Here is a 19,092-nt window from a genome sequence, read left to right as displayed (position 1 = left end):
GGCACACGACAGGGAGGGCGACATGAAAGCCGTGGTGTACAAGGGGCCGAACGAAGTCCAGGTCGAGGAGGTGCAAGACCCCAGGATCGAGCAGCCGACCGACGTCATCGTGCGGATCACCTCGACGGCGATCTGCGGTTCCGACCTCCACATGTACGAGGGCCGCACGATGGCCGAGCCCGGCATCGTGTTCGGGCACGAGAACATGGGCGTGGTCGAGGAGGTCGGGTCGGGCGTCGTGTCCGTGAAGAAGGGCGACCGCGTCGTCATGCCCTTCAACATCGCGTGCGGGTTCTGCCGCAACTGTCTCGACGGCAAGACGGGATTCTGCATCACGGTGAACCCCGGCTTCGCGGGCGGCGCGTACGGCTACGTGGGGATGGGGCCCTACATGGGCGGTCAGGCCGAGTACCTCCGCGTCCCGTTCGCCGACTTCAACTGCCTGCAGCTGCCGAAGGGCGACGAGCACGAGGACGACTTCGCGATGCTCGCCGACATCTTCCCCACCGGGTACCACTCGACCCAGCTCGCCGGGGTCTCGCCCGGTGACACCGTCGCCGTGTACGGGGCCGGGCCGGTCGGGCTCATGGCGGCGTACTCCGCGGTCCTCCGCGGGGCGTCGAAGGTGTTCGTCGTCGACCGGGTGCCGAACCGGCTGAGGGTGGCCGAGGAGATCGGTGCGATTCCGATCGACTTCACGAAGGGCAGCGCGCCGGAGCAGATCGTCGATCAGACCGACGGCGGGGTGGATCGCGGGATCGACGCCGTCGGCTACCAGGCCACGGTGCCCGAGGGCGAGGAGCAGCCCGCCACGGTGCTGAACGATCTGATCGAGACCGTGCGCCCGACCGGATCGTTGGGTGTGGTGGGCCTCTACGTGCCGAAGGACCCGGGTGGTCCGTCGGAGGACGCGCGCAACGGCAAGTTGGTCATCAGCATCGGTCGCTTCTTCGAGAAGGGCCTGCGGATGGGAACCGGGCAGGCGAACGTCAAGGCCTACAACCGGCATCTGCGGGACCTGATCATCGCGGGGCGGGCCGAGCCGAGTTTCGTGGTGTCGCAGCGTCGCCCGCTGGAGGACGCCCCGGACGCCTACGTCCGCTTCGACCGACGCGAGGAGGGTTACACGAAGGTGCTGCTCAAGCCATGAGTTGGACCGTGTGAGTGACGGCTTCGCCGGGTACGGCCACCCGTGCGGGTGGTTTCGGTCATGGTCCGCGCCCGAATGGTGCGGCCATTCAGGTGTGAAACCCACGCGAGAGGGAACTCCCCAGTACCCGAGGAGGGAGGGACGATGAGTTACTCATCCGCTCACCCGTGGCGTGCCGTTGCGGGCACTCGCTCACGGCCGGCGCTGCAGACGGCCGCGGGTGTGGTCGGCGCAGTGTTCCTGGTGGTCGGGATCCTGGGATTCATCCCGGGGGTGACGACCGACTACGGGACCATGCAGTTCGCCGGTCACGAGTCACAGGCGATGCTGTTCGGTGTCTTCCAGGTGTCGATCCTGCACAACATCGTGCACCTGCTGTTCGGTGTCGTCGGGCTCGCGGCCATGCGGACGGCGGGTGCCGCCCGGGGATACCTCATCGGTGGTGGAGTGATCTACCTCGCGCTGTGGATCTACGGGCTGGTGGTCGGTAGTGAATCCGCGGCGAACTTCGTGCCGCTGAACCGTGCGGACGACTGGCTTCACCTCGGCCTGGGGATCGGCATGATCGCCCTTGGTGCACTGTTGGGAGGTAGCCGGAGCGAGTCCGCGCGTTGACCCACGCAACGCGCCACGTCAGGTGCGACGGAAGCCACCCTGTCGGCGGGCAGGGTGGTTTCGCCTGACCGCAACCATCCCCTTGATGTCCTTTGTGGACGTAGCAATCGGACGTTTCGCTCGGACAGGGCGTTCACTTTTTCTCTCCAGTAGCCGTAATTGACGGTGTCCCGCGGTTTTCGATGTGGCGCGCATTCGCGCTCGTGCATCGACCTGCTGTCCAATGAGGACTGTTCTGTCGACATGCCCGCGGGTGGTCGCGAAGCGGGCCGGCGTGGTGAGCGAGCACGTCGGCCATCGGGGAGGAAGGCGTGTACTCCGTGGTTCGCCGAACGTCGGTCGGCCCCACCTCCCCTGTCAGCTCTCCTGCCGGTACCGCACCACGCACACCGATTCTGGCCGCGAGCGTGTTGTTCTCGGTTCTGCTGCTCGCAGCGTGCGCGCCCACCACGACGGAACGGAAGGTCGTCGTCGCCCCGTACGTCTACGCCGGGGCCCGCATCCCGGATCTGACGGCGGTCGCGGATTCCACGGGGATCGACCGCTTCGTCCTGTCGTTCCTGCTCGCCGACGACGGCCGGTGTGCGCCGTCGTGGAACGGCTCGCGGCCGGTCACCGATCCCGCGCTCACCGCAGAGGTGAACAGACTGCGCGACAGGGGCGGCGCGGTGACGGTCGCCTCAGGCGGAGCCGGTGGGCAGTACCTCGAAGCCACCTGCGACACGCCTGAGCAGCTCGCCGCCGCCTACGGCTCCGCCGTGACGGCACTGCGGGCGGACTCCCTCGACGTCGACGTCGAGCAGCACGTGTCGGCCGACCTGGTGGCCGACGCGCTCCGGATCGTGCGGGACCGGCACGCCGTCGCACTCGTCGTCACGGTGCCGGTCCGGGACGCGGAGTCCGGACTGACACCGGCGAGTGTGCACCTGCTCCGAGCGTTGAGGGAGCGGGAGCTCGACGTCACGGTCAACGCGATGGTGATGAACTTCCCGCAGCGCGGCGAGTGGTCTGCCACGATCGCCGACGCCGCCGAACGAGTCACCGACCAGATCCAACGGCTCTGGGAGTACGACGACCGCGCCGACGCCTACGCCCGGCTCGGCCTCACGTACATGGCCGGACGCAACGACACCGGCGCCGTCACCACTCTCGCGGACGCGCGAGCACTGCGTGAGCTGGCCACGGCGCGGTCGCTGGCCTTCCTCGGCTTCTGGTCGCTCAACCGCGACAACGGTGCCTGCCCCGGGCAGGCCACCGTTTCCAGTCGATGTAGCGGTCTCGGACAACACCCACACGCATTCACCCGGTCGCTGATGCAGGGCCCGCGATCGGACCACCACCAAGCAGGAGGAAACGAATCGTGACCGAGTCCTTCGGGGTAGACCATCGCCTGACCGCTTCCGACGACCCCATCTTCCTCGACCCGCGTGGACGTCGTCGGATGTGGTTACGCCTTACGGCAGGGGTGACCGCGGGCGGGGGAGTGATGGCGCTGGCCGCGTGCGGTTTGCTCTTCACGGAAGGACCCTCGACCGCGCCGACCGCAATCGCGTTGCCGGTCGTGGACGAGTCTCCGGGGCTGCTCAACGACGCCCTCGCCGTGCGTCCCGCGCGACCCGGTGAGGCCGGCACCGGCGGGCGCGCGGCGGTCGGGCCCGCCGGGGAGGCGACTGCGCGGGAACCGCGGGCCGGGGGAGACGACGTCGAGGTGGAGGCCGAGACCGCTCCGCTTCGATCACAGAACCCCGCCCCGATGGCGCTCGCGTCGCCGGTGGCGGAAGAGATCGACTCGGACACCGTCGATGGCGAGACCGACCACGAGCCGAGCCGGCGGCCCGAGCGTGGCCGGGGCTGGGACGACGACGAGCACGATTCCCACGGTGGGAACGCCGCTCCGGGCGAGTCCGACGAGGCGCCCGGCGACGACGCGGGCGGGGAAGACCCGAGTGGGGACGACGACGAGTCCCCTGGCGAGGAGGACGGCGCCCACGCCGACGACGGGCCGGGCGACCACTACGGCGACGGCGGCGAGTACAGAGACGGCGACCACGACACGGACGCCGACGACGAGTACGGCAGCTCCGAGTATCCCGTTGACGAAGACGGCGGTGACGGCGAGGCCGGCGAGAACGACGAGGACGGCCACAACGCAGCCGACGCGACCGACGAGGACCTCACCGCCGAGGACTCGGGAAGTGCCGAAGGCACAGAGGACACTCAGGACACCCAGGACACCCAGGACACCGAGCCCGTCGACTCCGAGGAACCTTCGTCGACCGGCGCGACCACCGAGGACACGGAATTCATCGAACCCTCCGAGGAGCCGGAGACCACAGAGGAGCCCGATTCCACCGAGCCCACCGAGGATGCGGAGTCCACCGAGGACGAGCATGGGAACTGGTCGGTGTACGCCCTCTCCGCGGACGAGTGGTTCGAGGTCGTCGACGACGACCGATGGACGGACCTACCGCACACGTTCGAGTCGTAAGGAGTTCCGATGCGTGTGCGTGTGCGCGGGTCGTGGATCGTGGCCGGGGTGGTGAGCCTGCTCTTCGTGCTCGTGTTGCTCGTGGCTGGTTACACCACGGCGGAGGTGGGCAACGACGCGAATCCGCAGCGGGAGTTCGCCAGCCGGTCGGAGGTCCCGCCGGGAATCAGCGAGGGCGGTGCGCTCGTCCATGCCGACGGTGATTCGGCGCAGTCCACGGCGATGCCCCCACGGACCGTCGCACTGACCTTCGACGACGGTCCCGACCCGGTATGGACGCCCCGGGTGCTGGAGGTCCTCGAACGGCACGACGTGCCTGCGACGTTCTTCGTGGTCGGCTCCATGGCCGCGCAGCATCCCGACGTCGTGCGTCGGATCCACGAGTCCGGATCCGAGCTGGGTGTCCACACGTTCACCCACCCGGAGCTCACGCACGTCTCCTCGTGGCGCGTGGAGCGGGAACTGGACCAGACGCAACTGGTGCTCGCCGGGGCGGCAGGCGTCACCACGCGACTGTTCCGCCCGCCGTACTCGTCCACCGTGGAGGCCATCGACAACCCGGCGTACGACGTGGTGCGCCGGGCCGGCGAGCACGGCTACGTCACCGTGTTCAGCGACATCGACAGCCAGGACTGGAAGCGGCCGGGCGTGGACGCCATCGTGCGCAACTCCACGCCACCGGACGGGCGTGGTGGAGTGGTCCTGTTGCACGACGCGGGAGGTGACCGTTCGCAGACCGTCGCCGCGCTGGACGTGCTCATCCCGCAGCTGAAGGAACAGGGTTACCAGTTCTCCACGATCACCGACGTCCTCGGCACCGAGCGGGCGACCCCGGCCGCGCCCGTGGACCGGGCCACGGGCTCCGGGCTGCTCGTGCTGGTCAACGGCGCGCTCATGGTGGTGACCGGGCTGAAATGGGCTTTGATCGCGGTGTGCGGGCTGACCATCCTGCGCTTGCTGTTGCTGGTGCTGGGGGCGCACGTGCACGCCCGGCGGCGGTCACGGGCGCACCCCGCCTGGGGGCCGCCCGTGACCGATCCGGTGTCGGTGATCGTGCCCGCCTACAACGAGGCCGCCGGTATCGAGGCGACGGTGCGGTCGGCGGTGGCGAGCAACCATCGTGTCGAGGTGATCGTCGTCGACGACGGCTCGACCGACGGGACGGCCGACATCGTGGAAGGACTCGTCCTGCCCGAGGTGCGGGTGCTGCGTCGACCCAACCGGGGCAAGGCCGCGGCCCTCAACGCGGGCATCGCGGCGGCGAGTCACGAGCTCGTCGTCATGGTCGACGGGGACACGGTGTTCGAGCCGACCACCATCCACGAGCTCGTCCAGCCGTTCGCCGACCCCGAGGTCGGAGCAGTCTCCGCCAACGTCAAGATCGCCAACCGCGAGACGCTGCTCGCCCGGTTGCAGCACATCGAGTACGTCGTCGGGTTCAATGTGGACCGACGTGTCCACGACGTGATGCGGTCGATGCCGACCGTGCCCGGCGCGGGTGGAGCGTTCCGCCGTTCGGCTCTGCTCGGAGTCGGTGGGCTCAGTTCACAGACGCTCGCGGAGGACACCGACCTGACCATCTCCCTGGGCCGGGCGGGCTGGCGCACGGTGTACCAGCCGAAGGCGGTGACGTGGACGGAGGCCCCCACCACCGTCCGGCAGCTGTGGCAACAGCGGTACCGCTGGACCTTCGGCACCATGCAGGCGCTGTGGAAGCATCGACGGGCGGTCGTGCAGCGCGGGACGGCGGGACGAGTCGGCCGGTTCGGGCTGCTGCACGTCGTGTCGTTCCAGATCCTCCTGCCCGCCGTCGCGCCACTGCTGGACGTCTTCCTCCTGTACGGCGTGCTCTTCCTGGACCCGTGGACGACGGTCATGCTCTGGACGGGCATGCTCGCGCTCCAGACGGCGATCGCGGCGTACGCGTTCCGCCTCGACGGCGAACGGCGCACGGTGCTGTGGCTGCTCCCCGCCCAACAGCTCATCTACCGCCAGCTCATGTACGTCGTGCTCGTGCAGTCGCTCGCCGCGGCGGCCTCCGGCGTGCGGGTGCGGTGGCAGCACATGCGTCGGGCGGGTGTGGCCGCCGCGCCGTCCCAGCGTGCGGTGGCCGCCGCCGTGCCCGCACCGAGGACACCGGGCGACACCGTCCCCCCTGCCGAGACGTCGACGTCGCAGCGGGGTCCGGTGCGCGAACGGTGGCTCGACGTCCTGCGCGCCGCGGCGCTGGGCCGCGTGATGCTCTACCACACCGTGGGCTGGCCCTGGCTGAGCATGGTGTTCCCCGCGATGGGCGTCATGTTCGCCGTCGGTGGGTCGCTCACGGCCCGGTCGATCGACCGGAAACCGCCGGTGGACGTGGTCGCGAGCCGCATCGTGCGGTTGCTGCCGCCGCTGTGGGTGCTGGCGGTGGTCATGGTGCCGCTGATGCTGCTGTTCGGCTGGAGTGCCGCCACCGAGGAGAGCTGGGCGAGCGAATCGCTGCGCTGGCCGGAGCTCGCGCTGTGGATCTTCCCGATCCTCGATCCGCCGCACAGCGACTGGGATCTGGGCCGGGACGCGGCCATGGTCCTCTGGTACATCCGCGCGTACCTGTGGTTCGTGTTGCTGACGCCGCTGATGCTGCGCCTCTTCCGCCGACGGCCGCTGCTGACGATCCTCGTGCCGCTCACGCTGGTCGCCGTGGACGCGTTGATCGGTTCGCCGCTGTCCGGAATGGGTGACGTGGGGCAGGGCGTGCTCGACTTCTGCACGTTCGGCGCCTGCTGGGTGCTCGGCTTCGCGCACCGGGACGGGATGCTCGCCCGTGCCCGAGGGGCCGTGCTCGGCGTGCTGGCGGTGGTGTCGATGGGGGCCGGACTGTGGTGGGCGGCGACTCACCCGGCCTGGGGTTCCTACGACCTGAACGAGATCCCGCTGGCGCAGGCGTTGGTGAGTGCCGGGTTCGTGCTCGTGGCGTTGCGGGTGTCGCCGTCGCTGCGGCTGCTGGACCGGATACCGGCGTTGGGGCGGTTCGTCACCGTGCTCAACGCCAGGGCGGTCACCGTGTACCTGTGGCACAACGTGGCGATCTACCTGGCAGCGCCGATGGTGGTCTGGTGGGGCGGGTACTCGCCGACCGAGCACCTGGCCCTGGCCGTGGTGCTCACCGCGATGGCCGTGGTGACGCTCGGTTGGGCGGAGGACCTCGCGGCCCGACGCCGCATCCGGATCCTGCCCGGTGCGCCGCCGAAGCCGAAACACGCCCGGCCGCTGCTCCGCCGCTGATCCGACATCGTGTCCGCGGCCTGTGCACGGGTGTTCGCGCCGCACGACGCGAACACCCGTGCGGGAAGCGCGGACACGCGTTCGTGGGCCGATCAGCCGAAGATGTCGGCCGCCCACTCCGGGTGGTCGATGAAGGGGTTGCGGTTGTGCTGGAACTCGTCGTAGATGACCTCGTTGCGGTTGCGTTCGAAGTCGTCCACCGGGTCGGACTCGTGCCACTCGAGCAGAACGGACAGCTTGCCGTGGTACGGCGCTGAACCATTGTTGACCTGGTCGTTCAGCTCCAGGTCGGGGTAGCTGTCGGTGCCCTCGTACCGCACCGCCATGTAGAAGATCATCCGGGCGACGTCGCCCTTGACCTCGTCCCGCGGTTCGAACGAGTCGTTGTCGGTGAAGTTGTCCGGGGCTCCGTCGACGGGGCTTCCGCCGTTGTCGAAGTCCTTGTTGCCCCGGATGCTGTTGACCTGGACGTCGGTGGGACGCAGGTGGTGCAGGTCGGCGCCGGGGCCGGACGTGCCGAAGTCGCCGTGGGACTTCGCCCACACGTGCTCGCGGTTCCAGTCGCCGACGTTGCCGCCGTTGTCGTTCTTGGAGCGCGACTCGCCGCTGTAGAGCAGGACCACGTTGCTCGGGTTCGCCGGATCCTCGTCGGCGGCCTTGATGCCGTCCCAGATGTCGCTGTAGGACAGCTGTTCGGCGTCGCTGATGATCTCGTGCAGAGCGTCCTTCAGGGCCTCGCCGGTGAGCCCTTCCGTGCCGGAGTAGTAGTCGTCGGACTGTGTGTCCGCCGACGCGGGTACGCCCACGCCGACGACGAGAGCGGCGAGCGCGCCCGCCAGCAGGCGTCCGGTCCTCTTACGCATGTCCCCGACCTCGTTTCTGTGCGCAGCATCGAACTGGGTCGTGTGGACGGTGACACGTCTTCACTCTTTGGCGACACCGACGTTCGTTGTAACTACGTTCGGTGACCAGCGGCGAAGACGCAGGTGAGGACCACCGCGCGGTGAAGGCCGTGAGAACCGCCACCGACGATGCGGTGACGGTTCCGGAGCGGTGGCGTCACTCGCCGTGTGGTGGCTGCTGATCCGGTGGCGGCAGTTCGAGCTGGGAACGTGGAGTTTCCTCCGTGGGCGGCGACAGGGCATCGGCGACCTCGCGGTGGCCGTTGTGGTCGGCCGGTGTGCCAGGTTCGTTCCGCGTGGCCGGACCTGTCTGGTGACGGTCCCCCACCGTCGGGTCGCTCGCGGTGTCAGGCGCTGCCTTGCCGTAGGTCCGCAGCACGTCGTCGAGCCGGCGGCGCAGCGTCGCCTGCACGACCGGGTCCAGGTCCTCGGCGAGTCGGTCGACCGCGTCGTCGAACTGTTCCCGGGGATTCGCGCTCGGCCTGGTCGGGGGCGGCGGGACGATCACAGTGGGTGGGGCGGGCGCCGGCGCCGCCTGTTCGTCAACGCTCCACACGGGAGTTTCCTCGGCATGGGCCGCAGAGGTCAACCTGCGGAGGTCGGCGATGGCGCTGACGGTCTTCTCCGGTGCGTCGGGTTCATCGAGGTGACGACCGAACCACCACTTCACCGCCGTGCCGGGATCGCTGAGGACCTCACGTCCGACGTAATCCCGGGCGAAAATCTCGCGGGAGCGCCGGAGTTCCCACAACACCTTGTCCTTACGGAGCTTCGCGATCTCGTGGAGACGTTCGGCGTCGGCGTCCGGCAGCTGCAAGGTCACCTCGGACGCCCAGACGTAGTGGCCGTTGGCGATCGCGACTCGTTGGGCGAGGTGGGCGTTGAGGTCGACTGTCGCGAGGGCGTAGTTCTCCGGGCTGTACTCGCGTGCCTGCTCGACGGCCCGCTCCAGGATCGTACGCGTGGCCAGCGTTCCGAGGTCGACGTTCAAGGGTGGCACGACAGGGTCTCGCACCCACGACACCACAGCGGAGAACAAGAACTGGTAGTCGTCCACGCTCGTCGGGACTGGCAGGTCGGCGACGCGGGCCTGCTGTGGGGTCGGCGCGGGTGGTCCCGACGGTGCGGGCCTGGGTGGCGGCGGTGTGCTCGGGACCTCGTCGACGAACATGGAGCGCAGCACGATCGCCAGCCCGGGACCGAGGACGGCGGCGAGTGGCAGCCACACCCACGTCGCCCAGTCCAGGGTGAGACCGAGGACGACGACGAGCGCGGAGACCGCCGCACCGAGTCCGAACGCGAGTCGGCCGGTGAGAGCGTTCATGACGGAAAACCTTTCTGTGCCGAGAGGAAGTGCAGGCCGAGAGCGGAGTCGAGCCGCGCCCGCAGGAGGTCGAGCACGTGGGCGGCGTCGCGGGTGTCGTCTCCGGTGACGGCGTCGAACCAGTGGGTTGCGGTCTGTTCGAGCTGGCTGGACAGGGTGAGGTCACCGGCGCACGCGGCGGCGAGGATGTCGACGACCACCTCTCGGCGGTGCGGATCGAGCGCGCCGTGCAGCCACGCGAAGACCCCGCCCTGCCACCACTGCCTGGGCTGCTCCAGCACGACTTTCCAGCTCCGCGTGAGGTGCCCACGCACGCCGCGCTCCGCGAGGAGGCGGCCTGGCTGCTCGCCCCCGTCGAACGTCTCGGGGGTGAGGAGCCGGCCGAAAAGCACGACGTCGTTCTCGCGCACTCGCTTTTCGAACACGTCCCAGAACCGCTGGACCAGCCGACGCAGGAAGCGGCGGTCCTGTACGGAGCGCCTGAGAAGCGTCACGGCGTGCTCGGACACCTCCGGTCGTCGGTGCCGGGCGAGGTGGTGCAACCGCACGATGGCCTGGCTGGGATACCGGGGCGCGATGACGTCCTGACACACGTCGCCGAGCATCGTGAGGAATGCCGACGGCGCGTCGGGCGGCGGCTGGCGGGCCCAATTCCAGATCTGCCACCGGAAGTGGGCGCCGTGCCGGTCGTGCAACAAGCCGCTGCGCAACATGCCGTGCGCGCACCCGGCCAGCGGGGGGAAGTCGCTGCCTCGCAGCCACTCGCCGATCACCTCGCTCACCAGCTCGGGGCGGCCGATACCGAGGCACTGTTCGGTGAAGCGCAGCGCGAGGACGGTCCGGTCGGCGACCGTCAGCGCCCGGTTCTGGCCGACCTGCACGACCCACTGGGTGAGCGGTTCCCGAAGATCGGGGTGGTCGGCGAAGAAGTGCGCGCGGACGTGCCGGTGGTGGAAGCCCTTGTCCCTGCGGAGTCGGACTGCGCCGTCGCGTTCGACGTCGAATCCGAGCTCGCCGAGCCGTTCGCTGACACCTCGGCGTTCCAACACCGGAGACTGTGGTGCGGTGAACCGGACCTGGCGCAGCAGTGTCTCGCTCGCCGTCCACACCGTCTCCGCCGAACAGCCCTCCAGCATGGCAGCGGACAGCATCAACGCGCGGGCGGGAGCGTCCCGGTGCTCGTTGAGCCACGGCGTCAACGTCGCTGGACGGTCGTCGAGGACTGTGTGCGCGCGTGCGGCCCACGAGCGCAGTCCCGCCTCCGGTTGGGCCTCGCGCTCGTCGGCGATGAGCGTGGCCAGATGAGCGAGCGTGCCGAGACCCCGATCGGCGACCGGGCCGAGGACGTCGTCCAGTTCTGCATCGCCGGCCGCGATGCCGATGGCGCGGAGGTGGGCGGCCAGGACGGCGCGGGGGGTGGGTGGATGAAGCTGCTTGACGAGCGTGGACCACCACCTGCCCGGCTGGTTGGCGAAGGTGGAGGTCACGAGAACCACGAGTGTGCAGCGCCGGTCGCGCAGTTGCGCACGAGCCTGGTGGACGGCGTCGAGCCACCTCTCGCAGTCACCGAGGCCGTGAGAGGTCAAATCGAGCAGGAGTCCGTCACCCTCGAGGTCCTCCGGTACGTCGAGTGAGACTTTCTCGTCGTCGTGCTCTCGATCGGTGTCGAGCTCCCAGCAGGTGTGCTCCGGGTCGCCGGACTTCGACAAGAGCTTCAGCGCGGTCGTTCGTCGTCCACTGCCCGGTACGCCGGTGAGTAACAGAACCCCGGCGGTCGCCAGTCTATCCAGTAGGAGATCGAAGTTTCGTGGCTGAACGAACACCCTGTCCACATCGGACAAAAGTGTGGTGGCGCTCGGTCGCTCGTCGAGTGAGGTGCGGAGCAACCGATGAACGTCCCGGGGCAGTTCGCCCATGAGACCCATCTGGAAGATCACACCGGAGTTGTCGCGGACGTGTACCTGGCCGTCACCGGTATAACTGGTCGTCATCGCCGGCGTCGCTCCCAGCTCTGGCGGATGGTGCCCGTGTTGTCGCGGACGTGTATCTGCCCGTCGCCCTCGTAGCGCGAGCCCCGGTACTGGTCGCCCTGCACCGTGGTGACCGTGTTGCCGTTTCCCGAGACGTTGCCACTGCCGCTGGTGATGTTGCCGTTCCCGGAGACGTCCGTGCCCGTGGTGACCCGGCTGCCCGACTGTGCGACCGGCCCGGTGACGTGGGTGGCCGTCGGGCCTGAGGCTTTCACGCCGCGTCGGTCGTCAGTCTCGTCGGTGGCGTTCGCCTCCGTGTCGTCCTGGGGGACGAAGCCACGCGTGAGCAGGTCGCCGGACGGCTCGGGCACGCGCAGGTACGCCACGCGCCGGTACTCCTTCGTGCTGACGTCCACGCGCTGGTAGAGACTGGGGTGCTCACCGGCATATCCGGGTACGACGGCATCCTCGAAGACCCGGTCCGAGACGATCGCCGCGACGCAGGTGACCTCCCCGGCGCCGTCGAGTACCTGGCGAACGGGGTCGGAGTCGAGCAGGCGGTGCGTCTCCACGCGGGCCGCGCCGCTGCCTCGGCTGATGGTGTCCTCGTCGGCGGCCTCCAGCGGGCCGACGTTGACGCTCACCCGCATCCGGATCGGGTGCGTCGTCAACGTGTTCTGAAACTTGAGGACCTCCTGCAGGGTGGGGAGGAGCGGGTTCAACAGGAAGGGCGTGTAGTTGCTGGGGACGCAGAGGCAGTAGCCGTCGCCGGTGGTCTTGGCGAACAGTGTCTGCTCCAGCACCCAGTCCAGGCGGCACTGGGTGAAGGCGTTGTGGAGCAGCGTCGGGATGGCGTGGGTGAGCGTGGAATGGTCCCGGCCGGGGACGCTGCCGAAACCGCGCATGTCCACGACGAGAAGCGCCCGGTACTCCGGCAGTTCCGCGGGTTCGGTGTGGCGGGCACTGCGGTCCATCGCGTGTCCTTTCGAGAGGTGGGCAGGTCGAACGGGAGAGAGAGTGGTGCACCCCGTCGGCGCGCACTGTCCGCCGCCGGACGGTTCGAGGGTGTCGCGGGTCACACGACGACGTCGACCTCCGCGTGTCGGGCGAGCCGCGCGGCGTCGAGCACCGCCAGTCGCGGGCCGGTGGTGAGCACACCTTCCCGGCGTAGTGCGGCGACGTGTTCGGCTACGGTGCTGCGGGCCATGCCGAGGGCGCGGGCGAGGGTTTCCTGCGACAGCGGTATGCGACTGTCGCTCTGCTCGTCGAGGCGCAGCAGGTCCCACAGCAGGCGGCACAGCCGGGTGCGGGGTGGACGGTGGGTCTGCCGCTCCGAGTAGGGAACGGTCTCGGACAGCTTCGCCGCCAGGTACTCGGCGTACGCGCCGTGCGCCTCGTGCCGGATGAGGAACGCGCGGAATGCGGTGGCGGCGACGACGTGTGCGGTGCAGGCGTCGACCGCCCGCACGGTCGCCGTGCGGGCACCGGAGGCGGCGGCGAGTTCACCGACGAGGTCTCCGGACCCTCGCAGCGCGAGAAGGACCTCACCGCCGTCCTCGTCCCCGCCGACGACGGCGACCCGGCCGCCGTGCACCGCGAGGAGGAAGCCGCCGTGGTCCCCCTGCCGCAGCAGGACCGCTCCTCGCCGGTAGGTGCGGAGGCGTCCGGCGTCGAGGAGGGCGTTCCAACGCTCGGGCCCGAGCAGCGCGGCGAAACCGCGTGGGGGAAGGGGAGGGCGACTCGCATGGCGACACACACCGTGTGACGTACCGGCACGAAGGGTGTTCGCGCGACCACTTCGCGTCGATACCCCTCGTTCAGAGCAATCTTCGGTTCGCGTCGACCGCGGGGGTTGGCGACGGTCCGTGCGGAGCGGAAGACTCCTTCGCCGTGACGGACACCGAGGACGGCTGGAAGACGCTGACGATCGCGAACGACTGGATCAAGGTCGCCGACACGAAGGCGGGGGTCGTGCTGACGGCGGGCGGTGTGCTCGCGGGGCTGGTGCTCAACGCGTTGCCCGCGCAGCACGCGTGGTCGCGGTCGCCGTGGCACGTGGCGCTGTTGCTCACGTCGCTGGGTTTCGTGTGTGTGGCGATCGTGCTGGCGCTTCGAGTGTTCGTGCCCCGGTTGGCGGCGCGTGGATCGGAGGGCGAGCTGCTGCACTTCGACACCGTGGCCCGGCGGTTCCCGCGGTGCGAGGACTACGTGGCGGAGTCCCGGCGGTTGCTGGCCGACGAGGACCGTCTGGCCAGTGCGCTGGCGGAGCAGACGTGGGCCGTCAGCGTGGTGGCACACCGCAAGTACCGCAACGTCACCCCGGCGATCTGGTGTCTCGTCGCCGGGCCGCTGATCGCGGTCCTCGGCGGCGTGCTGCGCGCGTGACACTGCGGTGGGCGTTGATCCACTAGTGTGATCGGCAACGTGACACGGGAAGGGTGCCGGTGGTGTCCAGCGTCGACGACCTCACCATCAACCTGCTGGCCAGCGTCATCGCCGGTACCGCGGTGTGGCTGTTCCAGCGCCTCCGCCGCAGGCGGCGGGACGAGCGTCGCAAACGCTTCTTCGGGTTGTCGGACCGCGCCGAGTGCGTGATCGTCGCGCCGAAGCACGCTTCCGCGCCGACCGCGCACAGCGTGAACCGGCTCGACGTCGCGGCGATCGTGGAGATCGCGACGCTGGCCCGCGAGTGCGGGGCGGACGTCGCGTTGAAGGTGCAGGGCCAGGACGTCGTGTTCGACACCGGGTTCGATGCCGCGACGGAGTTCTGCATCGGAGGCCCCGACGGCAACACCCGCATGGGGGCCCATCTGGCGACGTTCGTGCCCGGCGCGTCGATGGACCGGTACGAGGACGTGGGCGACAAGCTCACGCTCTGGGTGGGCGACGAGTCGTTCCCGCGGGAGCCGGGCGAGTCCGAGTTCGTCCTGCTCGCGAAGGTCGACACCGCGCGACCGGGCAGGCCGATGTTCCTCGTGTGCGGGCAGACGGCCATCACCAACCGCGCCGCCGCGCGCTACCTCGCGACCCACTACCGCGCACTGGCGAAGCGGCACGGGCTCGACGGGCGGTTCTGTCTGATCCTGGAGGTCGTCCGGCCCGACGCCTACGGACATCGCGTCGTGCGGGAGCGCGGCGACTACACCGCGGTGGCGTTCGCCGGTCGGTCCTGACGGCGGCCCCGGCCTTGTTACGTTGACGCGCGTGACAGTCCTGGAGCGCGACGAGGAACCCTGCTGGCCGCGGTGGCGGCGTCCGCTGCCCACCCGTCGGCAGCAGCGCAACGACGTGCTGGTGGCGTTGGCCGTGCTCGCCGGTGCGGTGTTCACGGTCGTCGTGGTCAGAAGCATGGGGTTGGCCTTCAACGACGACGTGTCGCTCGGCGAACAGGTGCTGTGGGGTGCTGCCGTCGTGGCGCCGATCGTCGTGCGGCGACGCTATCCGCTCGCGACCCTCGCCGCGGTCGGAGTGCTCTTCATCGTGGCGCAGGCACGGGGAATGGGCGAGAACGTGGTGCCCTCCATCGCTCTGTTCCTCGCCATCTACAGCACCGGCGCGTGGGAGCGCCGCCGCGTCGCGGCCCGTTGGGCACGGATCACCGTCATCGTCGCGATGTTCGTCTGGCTCGGCATCGCGATCGTCAGGCTGCTCGTCGAGCCGACCGTCGAGTTCCCCGGCGCGAGCGGGCCGCTCAACCCGTTGCTGGCCGCCGTGCTGTACGACGTCGGGTTCAACGCGATGTTCTTCCTGTCGGCCTACTTCTTCGGCGAGATGGCGTGGTTGTCCGCGCGTCGGCAAGCCGAGCTGGCGTACCGGGCGGAGCAGTTGCGGCGCTCGCAGGAGGAGAACACGCGGGGCGCCATCGTGGCCGAACGGCTGCGTATCGCGCGCGAACTGCACGACGTGGTCGCACACCACGTGTCGGTGATGGGCATCCAGGCGGGTGCCGCGCGCCGGGTGATCGACACCGACCGGGAACTGGCGCGCACGGCGTTGGACACCGTCGAGGAGACGGCTCGCGCCGCGATCGAGGAACTGCGCGGTCTGCTCGGTGTGCTGCGTGCCGAGCCCGGGGAGGCGGCGTCGGAGGAGCCGGAGTCGTCCCGCGAGTCCTCGCCCGACCTGGAGGACCTGCCCGACCTGGTGGAGCGCACCCGCAGTGAGTCGCTCGACGTGGCCTTCGCCGTCTACGGGGAGCCGTATCCGGTGTCGGACGGGGTCGCGCTGTCGATCTACCGTGTCACCCAGGAGGCCCTGACCAACGTCGTGAAGCACTCCCTGGCGGGCAGTGTGGACGTGCGGCTGCGCTATCTCGACTCGGGCGTCGAGGTGGAGATCACCGACGACGGCCGCGGTCCGTCCGGGCCGGGACGCCCGCAGGGCAGCGGACTCGGTCTCGTGGGCATGCGGGAACGCGTCGCGGTGCACGGCGGGGAGCTGGAGACCGGGCCGAGACCCACCGGCGGATACCGTGTTCGAGCCGTGTTCCCCCAACCGGCCCGACGCCGGGCGGCGGGCGGCGCGGACGTCGCATGAGAAGGAGCGTCCACTGGTGACCGACGGTACCGACACGACCCACGACGCCGAGGGCGGACCGCTGCGGGTCCTCCTCGCGGACGACCAGGCTCTCGTGCGCGCGGGTTTCCGGGTCATCCTCTCGTCCGGCGAGGGCATCGAGGTGGTCGGCGAGGCGAGCGACGGCGCGGAGGCCGTGGAGCTGGCGACCCGGTTGCGCGTCGACGTCGTCCTCATGGACGTGCAGATGCCCCGCGTCGACGGGCTGGAGGCCACGCGCAGGCTGCTCGGTTCCGCCGGTCCCGACCACCCCACGAAGGTCATCATCCTCACGACGTTCGACCGCGAGGACTACCTCTTCGAGGCGCTGCAGGCGGGGGCTAGCGGGTTCCTGCTGAAGAACGCCTCGCCGGAGCACCTGATCGACTCGGTACGGGTCGTCGCGCGAGGGGACGCGCTGCTGTCACCCGAGGTGACGCGCAGGGTGATCGCCCGGTTCTCGACACCCACGGCGGCTCCGTCCGCTCCCGCCCGCCGGCCACCGGAGCTCACCGACCGCGAGTTCGAGGTGCTCTCCCTGCTGGCCACGGGCGCGAGCAACGCCGAGATCGCCGACACGCTCGTCCTCGGGGAGACCACCGTCAAGACCCACGTGTCGCGGGTGCTGTTCAAGCTTGGGCTGCGCGACCGCACCCACGCCGTCGTCTACGCCTACGAGAACGGCATCGTCACTCCTGGCGGAGCGTGACCGGTCGACATCCTCCGCGCGAAGGACGTCCATGATCGTTCCGGCGCCTGACGATCTCGTGCCCGGTTCCTGTTTGACTGACCGGCATGTTGACAGTGACCAGCATCAGTCGCCGCTTCGGCGAACACCGGGTGCTCGACGACGTGTCGTTCGAGGTGCGTCCTGGCCGCATGACGGGCTTCCTCGGAGCCAACGGCGCGGGCAAGACCACCACGATGCGCATCATCCTCGGGGTGCTCGCCGCGCACGGCGGCTCGGTGACGTGGAACGGTGAGCCGGTCACGCCGTCGTTGCGGCAGCGCTTCGGGTACATGCCGGAGGAGCGCGGGCTGTACCCGAAGATGAAGATCGCCGAGCAGGTGGCGTGGCTCGGTCAGCTGCACGGTCTCGACCGCGCCACCGCACGGCGGAACACCGAGGAGCTGCTCGACCAGCTGGATCTCGCGTCGAGGGCGAACGACAAGCTGGAGGACCTGTCACTGGGCAACCAGCAGCGGGTGCAGGTGGCCGCCGCGCTCGTGCACGACCCCGTGTTGCTGATCCTCGACGAGCCGTTCTCCGGGCTCGACCCCATCGCGGTCGGCGTGGTGCTCGGTGTGTTGCGGGAACGGGCGAGGCGGGGAGTGCCCGTCCTGTTCTCCAGCCACCAGCTCGCCATCGTGGAGAAGCTCTGCGACGACCTCGTGATCATCTCGGGTGGCGCGATCGCGGCCAGCGGTGACCGGGAGGAGCTGCGCCGCCGGTACGGCACGGAGCGCTACGAGCTGGTGGTCGACTCCGACGCCGGGTGGTTGCGCGACCTCGCCGGTGTGCGCGTGGTCGACGTGGACGGCCCGCGCGCGGTGTTCGAGCTCGCCGACGGCACGAGTGACCAGGACGTGCTGCGCGCCGCGCTCGCCAAGGGAGACGTCCGCAGCTTCACCCCGGTCCTGCCGTCGCTGGAAGAGATCTTCAAGGAGGCCATCTGATGAGCACCACGACCGTGCGTCCGGTGTCGGACAGCGCGCCGGGGCGGGGCACCGCGGGCGGCACCTCGTTCCTCACGGCAACGCGGCTCGTCGCGGAGCGCGAGATAAAGTCCTTCCTGCAGTTGAAGAGTTTCTGGATCGGCCTCGCGGTCACCGTCGCGGCGCTGTTCGCGTTCTCCGTGCTGCCGTCGGTGTTCGGGGGCGGGCAGTCGAGTGTCGCCGTCGTGGGCACGGAGGTGCAGGCCGCCCTCGATCAGCTCGACGTCGAGACCGTCGAGGCCGAGGACGTCGCCGCGGCGGAGGAGCTCGTCCGCTCGGAGGAGGTCGACGCCGCCGTCGTGCCGGACACGACGGGCGAGTCGGCGACCGGGGTTCGGGTCGTCGCGTTGTCCGACCCACCCGCCGAGATCGTCGCGGGACTGGGCACCGTCCCGCCGGTCGATCTCCTGGAGACGGCCGACGTGTCGAGCGGGGAACGGGCCGCCGTGGTGATGGTGCTGGCGGTGCTGTTCCTGATGTTCGGCATGGGAGGTGTGGCCATCGCCCAGAGCACGGTGACGGAGAAGCAGACCCGCGTCGTCGAGATCCTCGTGTCGACCGTGCCGGTGCGGGCCCTGCTCGCGGGCAAGATCGTGGGCCACACGCTGCTGACGATCGGCCAGGTCCTGGTGGTGGCGATCGCGGGACCGATCGCGCTGCGGGCGGGGGGTCACGGCGATCTGTTGACCGCGGTGCTTCCCGCGCTCGGCTGGTTCGTGCCCTTCATGATCCTCGGCTTCCTGCTGCTCGCCGCGCTGTGGGCGGTGACGGGCTCGCTGGTGAGCCGGCAGGAGGACCTCGGCGCCACGATGGGACTCGCCATGATGCTGGTGATGGGCCCGTACTTCGCCGTGATGTTCTTCTCCGACAACGAGACGGTGCTGACCGTGCTGTCGTTCGTGCCGTTCTCCGCGGCCGTCGCGATGCCGGTGCGGATGTTCACCGGCGAGGCCGCCGTGTGGGAGGCGTTGGCGTCGCTCGGCGGGCTCGCGGTCGCCGCGGCACTCGTCGTGATGCTCGGGGCCCGGCTCTACTCGGGCGCGCTGCTGCAGACCCGGGGCAAGGTCGCGCTCTCGGCGGCGTGGAGCCACGCCGACTGAGCCTGG

Annotated in this window: 16 protein-coding genes; 11 read left to right on the top strand and 5 right to left on the bottom strand. The window is 69.7% G+C overall.

Annotated features, from left to right (window positions below; genetic code table 11):
• Positions 1-22 precede the first annotated feature (22 nt).
• The 5 genes from SACAZDRAFT_RS06755 (at position 23) to SACAZDRAFT_RS06735 (ending at position 7,520) form a co-directional block, all read left to right on the top strand.
• A complete protein-coding gene (locus SACAZDRAFT_RS06755) occupies positions 23-1,150 on the top strand; it encodes a glutathione-independent formaldehyde dehydrogenase (protein WP_005439963.1) in 1,128 nt (375 codons plus the stop codon).
• 144 nt (positions 1,151-1,294) lie between these two features.
• Positions 1,295-1,765, top strand: a complete 471-nt coding sequence (locus tag SACAZDRAFT_RS06750; RefSeq protein ID WP_005439961.1) for a DUF4383 domain-containing protein — start codon at positions 1,295-1,297, stop codon at positions 1,763-1,765.
• Positions 1,766-2,172: 407 nt separating this feature from the next.
• Positions 2,173-3,129 (top strand): glycoside hydrolase family 18 protein, encoded by a 957-nt coding sequence (locus SACAZDRAFT_RS06745; protein WP_005447813.1) that lies wholly within the window; start codon positions 2,173-2,175, stop codon positions 3,127-3,129.
• 197 nt (positions 3,130-3,326) lie between these two features.
• Positions 3,327-4,253 (top strand): putative sodium/potassium/calcium exchanger, encoded by a 927-nt coding sequence (locus SACAZDRAFT_RS06740; RefSeq protein WP_157606945.1) that lies wholly within the window; start codon positions 3,327-3,329, stop codon positions 4,251-4,253.
• A 9-nt stretch (positions 4,254-4,262) separates the two neighbouring features.
• On the top strand, positions 4,263-7,520 hold the full coding sequence (locus SACAZDRAFT_RS06735; protein ID WP_005439956.1) for a glycosyltransferase: 3,258 nt from the start codon (positions 4,263-4,265) through the stop codon (positions 7,518-7,520).
• Positions 7,521-7,612: 92 nt separating this feature from the next.
• On the opposite strand, the gene SACAZDRAFT_RS06730 is transcribed toward SACAZDRAFT_RS06735, so the two are convergent.
• From SACAZDRAFT_RS06730 to SACAZDRAFT_RS06710, 5 genes are all read right to left on the bottom strand, one after another.
• The gene (locus tag SACAZDRAFT_RS06730) at positions 7,613-8,383 is read right to left on the bottom strand and encodes an endonuclease I family protein (RefSeq protein ID WP_005439950.1); all 771 of its coding nucleotides are present in this window, start codon (positions 8,381-8,383) and stop codon (positions 7,613-7,615) included.
• Between the two features lie 196 nt (positions 8,384-8,579).
• The gene (locus tag SACAZDRAFT_RS06725) at positions 8,580-9,746 is read right to left on the bottom strand and encodes a hypothetical protein (RefSeq protein ID WP_005439949.1); all 1,167 of its coding nucleotides are present in this window, start codon (positions 9,744-9,746) and stop codon (positions 8,580-8,582) included.
• Positions 9,743-11,737: a hypothetical protein gene (locus tag SACAZDRAFT_RS06720; RefSeq protein WP_005439948.1), complete on the bottom strand. Its 1,995-nt coding sequence runs from the start codon at positions 11,735-11,737 to the stop codon at positions 9,743-9,745. Before SACAZDRAFT_RS06720 ends, SACAZDRAFT_RS06725 begins: the two co-directional genes overlap by 4 nt.
• Positions 11,734-12,690 (bottom strand): hypothetical protein, encoded by a 957-nt coding sequence (locus tag SACAZDRAFT_RS06715; protein WP_005439947.1) that lies wholly within the window; start codon positions 12,688-12,690, stop codon positions 11,734-11,736. Before SACAZDRAFT_RS06715 ends, SACAZDRAFT_RS06720 begins: the two co-directional genes overlap by 4 nt.
• A gap of 101 nt (positions 12,691-12,791) precedes the next feature.
• Entirely contained in the window at positions 12,792-13,472 is a 681-nt protein-coding gene (locus tag SACAZDRAFT_RS06710; protein ID WP_005439946.1) for a Crp/Fnr family transcriptional regulator, read from the bottom strand.
• Between the two features lie 134 nt (positions 13,473-13,606).
• Here SACAZDRAFT_RS06710 and SACAZDRAFT_RS06705 point away from each other — a divergent pair, with 134 nt between their 5' ends.
• The 6 genes from SACAZDRAFT_RS06705 to SACAZDRAFT_RS06680 all read left to right on the top strand — a co-directional run bounded on the left by SACAZDRAFT_RS06705 (position 13,607) and on the right by SACAZDRAFT_RS06680 (position 19,086).
• Positions 13,607-14,101 (top strand): Pycsar system effector family protein, encoded by a 495-nt coding sequence (locus tag SACAZDRAFT_RS06705; protein ID WP_005439945.1) that lies wholly within the window; start codon positions 13,607-13,609, stop codon positions 14,099-14,101.
• A 59-nt stretch (positions 14,102-14,160) separates the two neighbouring features.
• The gene (locus SACAZDRAFT_RS06700) at positions 14,161-14,889 is read left to right on the top strand and encodes a hypothetical protein (protein ID WP_005439944.1); all 729 of its coding nucleotides are present in this window, start codon (positions 14,161-14,163) and stop codon (positions 14,887-14,889) included.
• Positions 14,890-14,920: 31 nt separating this feature from the next.
• Entirely contained in the window at positions 14,921-16,252 is a 1,332-nt protein-coding gene (locus SACAZDRAFT_RS06695) for a sensor histidine kinase (protein ID WP_005439942.1), read from the top strand.
• Between the two features lie 16 nt (positions 16,253-16,268).
• Positions 16,269-16,979 (top strand): response regulator transcription factor, encoded by a 711-nt coding sequence (locus SACAZDRAFT_RS06690; protein ID WP_005439941.1) that lies wholly within the window; start codon positions 16,269-16,271, stop codon positions 16,977-16,979.
• An 86-nt stretch (positions 16,980-17,065) separates the two neighbouring features.
• A complete protein-coding gene (locus SACAZDRAFT_RS06685; protein WP_005439940.1) occupies positions 17,066-17,947 on the top strand; it encodes an ABC transporter ATP-binding protein in 882 nt (293 codons plus the stop codon).
• Positions 17,947-19,086, top strand: a complete 1,140-nt coding sequence (locus SACAZDRAFT_RS06680; RefSeq protein ID WP_005439939.1) for an ABC transporter permease — start codon at positions 17,947-17,949, stop codon at positions 19,084-19,086. Before SACAZDRAFT_RS06685 ends, SACAZDRAFT_RS06680 begins: the two co-directional genes overlap by 1 nt.
• Positions 19,087-19,092: the final 6 nt, after the last annotated feature.

Origin of the sequence: Saccharomonospora azurea NA-128, assembly GCF_000231055.2 — a bacterium.
Classification (GTDB): Bacteria; Actinomycetota; Actinomycetes; order Mycobacteriales; family Pseudonocardiaceae; genus Saccharomonospora; species Saccharomonospora azurea.
This window is presented reverse-complemented; position numbering and strand designations above follow the sequence as displayed.